The organism is Candidatus Latescibacter sp. (genome assembly GCA_030692375.1).
GTDB lineage: Bacteria > Latescibacterota > Latescibacteria > Latescibacterales > Latescibacteraceae > JAUYCD01.
This window is the reverse complement of record JAUYCD010000135.1, coordinates 1-5,830: the sequence shown is the minus strand read 5'-3', so window position 1 is coordinate 5,830 and position 5,830 is coordinate 1. Positions and strand designations below refer to the sequence as shown.

Below are 5,830 nucleotides of genomic sequence, written 5' to 3'. Positions count from 1 at the left end.
TGTAAAAATTACTTTTTACCGGATCATCAGTGTTTAGATACTGAAACGAGTTCAGGATGACACGTGTCATGCCGAACTTGTTGCCGCTTCGCGGGAACGATGAAAGCGCAGCGCATCTTTTAGCAACCGTTTCGGCATCTATTTTGAAAAGAAACGCAATTATTTATGTCATCATGTAATGAAACAGAAAAGACGAAGAGTAATGAATCGGAAGGTCTTACTGCTTCTCCCGGCGTTTGGAGGCGCGTTTCAGAATACGTCGTTCACGGTCGTCCAGGCTCTCCATCCCGCTTGCGGATATTTTATCGAGAATGCGGTTGACTTCGTCATCCAAATCCGTGTACTGTCTATCCTGAGAATCGGATTTATTCTTCCCCCCCTGTATCACAGTGAATTTTCGACGCTTCAATCTGCGGAGCATGCTTTCCATGTGCACCATGATCCGCCAGCCGTACTTGAGATAGATAAAACCGGTAACACCGCCGCCCAGATGGGCAAACCAGGCGATATTTCCGGCCCCGGTCATTCCGTAATAAAGATTGATGGCTGCGAAAACAATTACAAAATGCAGGGCTTTCATGGGTATAATCCCAAAAAGCAAAATTATACGGTCCGGCCACATGAGACCATAGGCCACCAGAAGCCCGAAAATCGCCCCGGAAGCGCCGATGGTCGTGACAACCGGGTCTGTCAGATTTACGAATGAAGCAAGCCAGACCAGAACACCGCCGCCGATTCCGCAGACCGTATAGAATTTGAAAAAGTCGCGGGAACCCCAGTTATGTTCAAGCTCGGTGCCGAACATCCAGAGAGCAAAAAGGTTGAATCCTATGTGCATGAGATTGGAATGCAGATACATATACGTGAAAAATTGCCAGATCATGAAATAGTGGGTAATATAGTATGGCACCAGTCCGAAGAGATAATTGAAGGAGAAGCGAATCCCGAACACCACAGGCAGCACGGAGGTAGCGACAAACACGGCGATATTGGCGATAAGCAGATACTTCACTGCTTTCGGTATACTATAGCCAAACCCATACGAAGCGTACATGTAAGAAAAACCCTTGTATTTTCAGGAAAAATCCGTTTAAGTTATTAATATATCAGCAAATTTTCACAGGAGCAAACGATTTCTCTGAGCGGCCGCGCCGCTCAATTTTCCACGGCCGCTTTTTGCCGGGAGGAAGTCATGACTGAATATCTCAATGGAAGGGTTCTCGTAAAAACCGGAGATATTACCGGGGAAAAAGTGGATGGCATCGTGAATGCCGCCAATTCAAGCCTTATGGGTGGCGGAGGAGTGGACGGCGCCATCCATCGCGCCGGGGGACCGGAAATCCTCGCCGAGTGCAGGGCGCTGCGCAAGGAAAAGTACCCCGACGGTCTCCCTGTCGGCCAGGCAGTGACCACCACGGCGGGCAGGCTAGCGTCCAGGTATGTGATTCATACCGTCGGTCCGGTCTGGTTCGGAGGAACCCACGGGGAAGAAAAATATCTGGCCGACTGCTATTGGAATTCACTCCGGGAGGCTGTGGAACACGGCTGCCGCACGGTAGCTTTCCCGGCAATTTCCACCGGCGTTTTCCATTTCCCCAGGAAACTGGCTGCAGCCATTGCCTCGGCGACTGTCAAGGATTTTCTGGAAAATGAGCATACCATCCAAAAGGTAGTTTTTGTTTTTTTCAGCGAGGACGATGAGAAGATTTTTCTGGAGGAAAACGCGTTCCTTGTATAAAATATCTTTCTCAGTTCACGCCGATACCCCAGGGTTTGAGCACCCGCTCCAGAGTTTTCGGATTGTTCAGCCAGGAGAGGATAAGCCCGTAGTTTGTGATCGGGATTCCCAGGCGGCGGGCATCCTCTATGCGTGTGCTGTATTTCTGCTGATCCACCATGCAGCCTCCGCATTGGATGATAAGTTTGTAGGCGTCCAGTTCACTCTCAGAAGGAAATACCCGTCCTTCAGCGAAATCCACATAAATATTGCCGTACAGCTTGTTAAGAAGCCGCGGTATCTGCTTCGTGCCGATATCCTCCGCTTTCCGGTCGTGATTACAGAGCTCGGCGATAAGCACCCTGTCCCCGCTTTCGAGGGTTTTCATCACTGATAGACCCTGCGCCAGGGTGCGCAGGCTGCCACGGCTCTGGTGATGCGCCATGATGATCGAAAACGTGGTGACCGGAATATCCTCCGGAGTCCAGAGATCGATCAAGTCGATGGCCTGCGAATCGGTTATAATCAGTTGCAGACCGACCTCCTCTCCTTGCAGCTCATGGAGAAACCGCCGGTAATTTTCCTTTTCCGCCTCATGCAGAGTGGTATTCGAGCTTCTTCCGTTGGTGAGATTCATCCGATACCCGGCAAAAGGAAGATAATGCCGCAAGATATAATCGAGCACCACATTCTGAGGCCGCAGAAGCCGTCCCTCCGGCGTCTCCTCATCCACGGGTATATTCAGCGCCACAAATCCGCTCGTTCCAAGAAAAGGAAGAAGATCCACCTTCTTTTCGCTCCGACGGTAGTGTTCCTTGATGAAATCGAGAATGCGCTGCTTTGAGGATGCTTCGATAAGAACTGCGCTGAGACAGGGATACTTATCACGCAGGAAGAGTTCCGAAACGAGCGGCCGGAGATCGTTCTCCTCCATGCCGCTGTCATAATGCATGTTGAAAAGGACAAATGCCTGTTTCCCGTATTCTTTTGCCAGCCGGAGAATACGTTTTTCGATAAGCATGTTTCCCGGCAATACTGTCTGCGTGGGATCCACAACCAGGATCACCAGATCTGACTCTTTGAGCGCAATTATGGATTTTTCCTGCTTCTTTTGGCCGAGCACCGTAGTCTCATCCAGCCCGGCGGTATCGAACAATTTTACAGGACCGAAATCGTGGATTTCCATAACAGTGGTTTTAACATCCGCCGTGGTGCCTGGAGTACTGTCCACAATGGACGTTTCCTGGCCGGTTATAAGGTTCATAAGGGTGGATTTCCCGGCGTTCATTCGCCCGCAGATACAGATGTTATCACGGGTAACCAATTCGCCCGTTCCGAAAAACACATTCCGGTTCGTTATATTTTTTTCCATATTTTCACCTTTGTCTCGATTGAAAATGGAGGGGATCTCCCCATTCATCCCATGCTATCTCACGGCCCGTCGAATGAATTCTCTCGCTGAGACAATCACGGCATACCTCGGCGGAATCGTCGATACAGGGTTTCCCCTCATAGAGAAGATAGGACTCGCGATACCGTCCAGGGGTTATGATGGGCATGATTACATTGGCGCCGGCCTTCAGCCCCATTTCCCGGCCACGGGGGTGAATGGCCTGAAGGGCGGTGGTTGAGGCGATATTGACATCGCGGAGCACTAGGCGGGCAACCGCAATCATTTTCAGCGTCTGATCAAGAATCCCTTTTTTTCCCGCATTCCATGACTCGATGGTTTCATGAGTCGCCAGAGGAGTCCGGGTATGAATGATATAGGGTCCCATACCGATCATGTCGATATCTTCTCTTTGAAAAAAGAGAATGTCCTTCGCAAGATCCGGAACTGTCTGGAAAGGAAGCCCGATCATGACCCCGGTGCCGACCTGCATGCCGATTTCTTTCAGAGTACGGAGGCATTCCAGCCTTTTTTCAAACGAATGATCCCGTGGATGAATCCGCCTGTAAAGTTCCGGATTGGATGTTTCGATCCTTAAAAGATAGCGGTGCGCTCCGGCGTCGAAAAAGCGTTGATATGTTTCCCGCGATTGTTCTCCGACAGACAGGGTTATCCCCAGAGATGTCGTTTTTTTAATTCGCCGTATCACCTCCTCCAAAAAAAGTACGAATTCGGGAGAAGTGCATTCACCGGACTGCAGAACCAGGGAACCATAGCGGTTCTCTTCGGCCCAAAGCGCCCCTGCAAGAATTTCTTCCCCTGTGAGCAGATACCGGCTTATTGTTGTGTTTTCCCGCCTGATTCCGCAATAGAAGCAATTCTTTTCGCAGCGGTTGCTGAACTCGATAATGCCTCGGAAGAATACCTTGTTTCCTATGAGTTCACGAGTCAGCGCCAGGGATTTATCGAACAGGTGTTGAATATTTTCCTGCCGCCGGAGATTCAGGAGGTCAAGGATATCCTGTTCAGAAAACCAATCCCGTTCGAGGATTTCCATAACATCCGCCTCCTCCCGAGCATGAGGAGTTTTAAAAGTAGATATCTCTTTCACCGTTTTCTATCCTTTGGAGACGTGCTTTCGTTTCAGTCAGAGTGGTCTGTGTCGGGATATCCGGAAGCTCTCTTTCTATGAGCGCATCACCGAGCGAGCGGGTTTCATCGTCCCCGTAGTCGATAAGGTATTCTTTTAAAGTCAAAAGAGCGTTCGGAAGGCAAAAACTCTTTATAAGTCCCGGTTTGGCCAGATCCATGAAATCCATTCCGGTTCTCCCCATGCGATAACATCCGGTGCAGAACGACGGAACAAATCCCTGGCGAATTACATCCTTGATAACCTCTCCGGTGCTCCTGGTATCGTTGACCGTGAATTGCTCCTCATCTTCCGGGTTGGTCATCCCTTCACGGTATCCGCCGGGATTCGTCCGAGAACCGGCGCTGATCTGGGATACTCCGAGATTCAGCAGCTCCTGCCGCAACTCCGCCGATTCACGGGTGGAAAGGATCATGCCGGTATAAGGCACGGATACTCTGATCACCGCCACAAGTTTTTTAAAATCCATATCGGAAACGGGATAGGGCGGATTAAGAGCAACGGGGGCATTTTGCGCCGGTTCAAGGCGGGGAATGGATATCGTGTGCGGCCCTGTGCCATAGGTTTTGTCCAGGTAAGCGGCGTGCTGGAACATGGCAAGCACCTCGAAGCGGTAATCGTATAGCCCGAAAAGCGCCCCGATGCCTACATCATCGATCCCGGACTGCTGGGCGCGGTCCATCGCTGTCAGGCGCCACCAGTAATCGGCTTTTATGCCGGTCGGATGCATTTTTTTGTAGGTTTCATAATGATATGTTTCCTGGAAAACCGTGTATGTGCCTATCTTGACCTGCTTTAACTCTTTGAATTCATCAAGAGTCAACGGCGCAATTTCCACATTGATCCTGCGAATAGAGCTTTGGCCGCTCTGTACACTGTATACCGCCCGAACAGCCTCAAGGAAATAATCGAAGGCGCACCGGCCGGGGTGCTCACCCATTAACATCAGAATTCTCTTGTGACCCTGGCCGAGAATAATCTTCACCTCTTCTTTTATCTCCTCGATGGTCAGAATTTTTCGCTTCATTTCACGGTTATCTTTACGGAAACCGCAGTAAAGACAATTGTTGGAGCAATAGTTGGAAACATACAGCGGTGCGAACAGAACCAGCCGGTTTCCATAAATCTGCTCCTTGACCTGAAGAGCCGTTTGAAACAGCTCCTCCAGAAGATTTTCATCCCTTATATTGAGAAGACATGAGGATTCCTCCAGATCGAGACCTTTCAGTTCGAGCGCCTTCGCGAGGATGCTTTTTACCCGGGCTTGAGGAGGTTTTTCCGTTTTTTGGATAAGAGAATGAATTTCATCCTCACGAATGATGGGAATCTGTTCGGTTTTTATATCGTGCGGCATGCTGTATTCCTTTGTTGCTTAGGGGGTTAGTGAATATTTCTTTATGGTTATGTCGTTAAGTAGGCTAAGGTGATTATCTCAAGGGTTAATCCCCCCTCCCCCCTTATTAAGGGGGGGAGTAAAAAGAAAATTGTTCCTATTACTTATGTAAACATTTATTAGGATTTGACAGAACCCTCTCCCTAAATTCCCCCCTTAATAAGGGGGGATGCCGAAGGC

Annotated in this window: 5 protein-coding genes; 1 reads left to right on the top strand and 4 read right to left on the bottom strand. The window is 49.6% G+C overall.

The genetic code is table 11. From position 1 onward, the window contains the following. Nucleotides 1-217: 217 nt before the first annotated feature. Nucleotides 218-1,054, bottom strand: coding sequence for a rhomboid family intramembrane serine protease (locus tag Q8O92_08385; GenBank protein ID MDP2983332.1), 837 nt, complete (start codon nt 1,052-1,054; stop codon nt 218-220). A 138-nt stretch (nt 1,055-1,192) separates the two neighbouring features. Here Q8O92_08385 and Q8O92_08380 point away from each other — a divergent pair, with 138 nt between their 5' ends. Next, nucleotides 1,193-1,738 carry an O-acetyl-ADP-ribose deacetylase gene (locus Q8O92_08380; GenBank protein MDP2983331.1) on the top strand — a complete coding sequence of 182 codons (546 nt, stop codon included), beginning with the start codon at nt 1,193-1,195 and terminating at the stop codon, nt 1,736-1,738. A gap of 10 nt (nt 1,739-1,748) precedes the next feature. On the opposite strand, the gene Q8O92_08375 is transcribed toward Q8O92_08380, so the two are convergent. From Q8O92_08375 to hydG, 3 genes are read right to left on the bottom strand one after another with little or no spacing between them, the layout of a single operon-like run. After that, entirely contained in the window at nt 1,749-3,089 is a 1,341-nt protein-coding gene (locus Q8O92_08375) for a GTPase (GenBank protein MDP2983330.1), read from the bottom strand. Nucleotides 3,090-3,093: 4 nt separating this feature from the next. Beyond that, complete coding sequence (gene hydE / locus Q8O92_08370) at nt 3,094-4,164, bottom strand: [FeFe] hydrogenase H-cluster radical SAM maturase HydE (GenBank protein ID MDP2983329.1); 1,071 nt, start codon at nt 4,162-4,164, stop codon at nt 3,094-3,096. Between the two features lie 31 nt (nt 4,165-4,195). Beyond that, a complete protein-coding gene (gene hydG, locus Q8O92_08365) occupies nt 4,196-5,611 on the bottom strand; it encodes a [FeFe] hydrogenase H-cluster radical SAM maturase HydG (GenBank protein ID MDP2983328.1) in 1,416 nt (471 codons plus the stop codon). Nucleotides 5,612-5,830 lie beyond the last annotated feature (219 nt).